Source organism: Rhodopirellula maiorica SM1 (genome assembly GCF_000346295.1).
GTDB lineage: Bacteria > Planctomycetota > Planctomycetia > Pirellulales > Pirellulaceae > Novipirellula > Novipirellula maiorica.
On sequence record NZ_ANOG01000536.1, the window covers coordinates 1 to 3,080 of the forward strand.

The 3,080-nt window shown below is 55.5% G+C and carries 1 protein-coding gene; it reads left to right on the forward strand.

Features of this window, described 5'->3' with window-relative positions; genetic code table 11:
• Window positions 1-389 precede the first annotated feature (389 nt).
• Window positions 390-3,080 (forward strand): PSD1 and planctomycete cytochrome C domain-containing protein (locus tag RMSM_RS17010; protein ID WP_008698776.1); only part of this gene is annotated, 2,691 nt, incomplete at its 3' end.

The window sequence follows — 3,080 nt, forward strand, 5'->3', positions numbered from 1 at the left end:
GCTGGTGAAACGCTGCTTGCACGGTCCAATTCTAACACTGCGAGCCCCACCCAGATCCGGCTACCGCCGTCTCTGACCTCCCCATTGGGGAGGTAAAACAGTTGGACAACCTCACGCAAGCTGGAACCTCTCGATACTTCCGGCCATCTTAAAATTTGCGGGGAAAAACGTCGGTTTCGCCGGATGATTGACGGGATTCAAAATCACCGTCCCTACTACTCTATGGATTGTGTATAATCAGACGGCAACTGAGTTCGACGAATCGGCTCGGTTTGCCCTCGCCGATCCTCCCCTTCCATCGAGCAGAAAACTGTCGCTGGTCGCTCTGCGATCAAAACGCGTCGTTGTAAAAAATCGTTATGATCACGGAGTGATCAACGACGATGTGATTGCAGCAACGTTATGATCGCGGAGCGATCAACGACATTGGCGACAATGCCCACCTCAAACGGGTCCTACCTGTGTATCGAATTCCACTCGCCCTCTTTGTTGGCCTGCTTGTTTGTGGAAACGCTGTTTGCCAACAGCTTTCGCGCGAACAACTCGATCAGTTCGAAATCCATGTGCGTCCGACGCTGACGCGGCACTGCATCTCGTGTCATGGTGAAGAAAAACAAGAAGGAGGGCTGCAGTTGACGTCGCTGGCGCAACTGCTCGAAGGAGGCGACTCGGGTCCAGCCATTGTCGTCGGTAGCCCCGACGAAAGCTTGCTCATCGAGGCACTGCGATACGAGTCGTTTGAAATGCCGCCCGAAGAGCCACTCGAAAACGAGCTGATCAGCGGGCTGGTGAAATGGATCGCCGATGGAGCCGCTTGGCCTGCGGGCGTCGTTTTGCATCCGCCACCGAAAATCACTGACGAAGACCGTGCTTGGTGGTGCTATCAACCGATCACCGATCCCAAACCGCCCACCACCCAGGATGAACCATGGTGCCGTGATGATCTGGACCGTTTTATCTTGTCGCGGCTTGAAAATGCAAACATCGGCCCCGCGTTCGAAGCCGATCCGCAGTCATTGGTTCGCCGCGTCCATTTCGCGATCACGGGACTGCCGCCTGATGCGGCTGCGATTCGCGCAGCCAGCTCGCCTGATTTTGACTACGAGGCGATGGTCGACAAGCTGTTGCAAAGTGAGGCGTACGGAGAAAACCAAGCACGGTTCTGGTTGGACTTGGTTCGCTATGCCGACTCGGACGGCTATCGCGCCGACCATTCACGCCCTCACGCACATCACTACCGCGATTATGTGATTCGATCATTCAACGAAGACAAACCGTATGACCGTTTCGTCCGTGAACAACTTGCCGGTGACGAAATCGATCCTGGTAATCGTGATGCCCACGTCGCGACGATGTACATGAGACACTGGATCTATGAACACAACCAACGGGATGTCGAGACGCAGTGGCATGAGATTTTGCACGACATCACCGAAACGACTAGCGACGTCTTTCTCGCTCAAGGATTGAAGTGTGCTCGCTGTCACGATCACAAGTTTGATCCACTGTTGCAAAAAGACTTCTTTCGGATGAAGGCGTTCTTCGCAGCGTTTCAGCCTGCCGAGGATCATCCGGTGGCCGATGCCGAAACTCGCCGAATCTATCAAGAGCAATACGCCAAGTGGGAGGCGGCGACCGCCGAGATTCGCGAGCGGCTGCGAGAGATCGAGTACCCGGTCGCGATCCAACATGCGACCCGCGAGAAGGCCGACAAATTCATCGACGAAATCAAAGCGATGATTCACAAACGGCCGCACGAACGGACTCCCTACGAGCACCAGATCGCCTCGCTTGCCGAGCGGCAATTCGACTTGCCGTACGACAAGTTGTCTCAGTGGTTGAGCGACGAGCAAGAAGCCGAGCGACAACAACTGCATCAAAAACTCGCTGAGTTTGACTCGATCAAACCCAAACCGCTGCCGACGATCGACTTTGTTGGCAGCGATGTCGGACCGGTTGCTCCGGTGACTTACGTTCTCGACGACAAAGACAAAACGCCGATCGCACCTGGTTTCATTACCTTACTGGACGACGGTGACGCCGAGATCACGCCTCCGCCCGCCTCGCTGCGTTCAACCGGACGCCGCACGGCGCTCGCCGATTGGATTGCCAGTCCCGAGAACCCTCTCACCGCTCGAGTGATCGTCAATCGCATTTGGCAACAACACTTTGGCGTGGGTCTTGTAGAAACGTCCAGCGATTTTGGACAATTGGGCGTTCCGCCAACACACCCTCAGTTGCTGGACTGGCTGGCGTCTCGATTTATCGAAGAAGGGTGGAGTTTAAAGAAGCTACACCGCCGCATCCTGCTGTCCGCCACCTATCGGCAAACGTCGCAGCGTCCGCTGGACGATTCACTCGCCGCTGCCGACCCGAACAATCAATTATTATGGCGGATGAACCCACGGCGATTGTCGGGCGAAGAGATTAATGATGCGGTGTTGACCGCCAGTGGCGAATTGAAATCCAAGAAGCGTGCCATCTACAAAACGGTCCGCCGCAATTCGCTCGATCCATTGCTGGCGGCCTTTGACGCACCCGATCGCATTCGCAGCGTCGGCAAACGTCACCGCACGACGACGTCGCCACAGGCGTTGTTATTAAGCAATGGATCGTGGTCGCATGACCGGGCAACAGCAATCACAAAACGCCTTGCTAATAGCGGCGACGAAGAAATGTTGATTGCCAATGTGTATCAAATGCTGCTCAGTCGCCAACCGAGCCTAGACGAAGTGCAGATGGCGATGGAATTTCTAGAGCATTACGCCGCGGCAACTCCGGAGGAACAGGGTGAAAAAATCGAAACCTTGGTATCGATGCCCAAGACGACTGGCACCGCGGTGGACCTGAAACCGGGCGGCCCGATCCGCATGAGTCTGGCGACGTCGAAAGAGCTTCCTGATGGCGATTTTACGGTCGAAGCGGTCGTGCTGTTGCGATCGCTGTACAAAGACGCCAACGTCCGCACAATCGTAGGCCACTGGAACGGCAGCCCCAAGCGTGCTGGGTGGTCGTTGGGAGTCACGTCGGCGAAAAGTGCTTACAAACCCCGTAATTTGATTCTGCAATTGGTTGGCAAA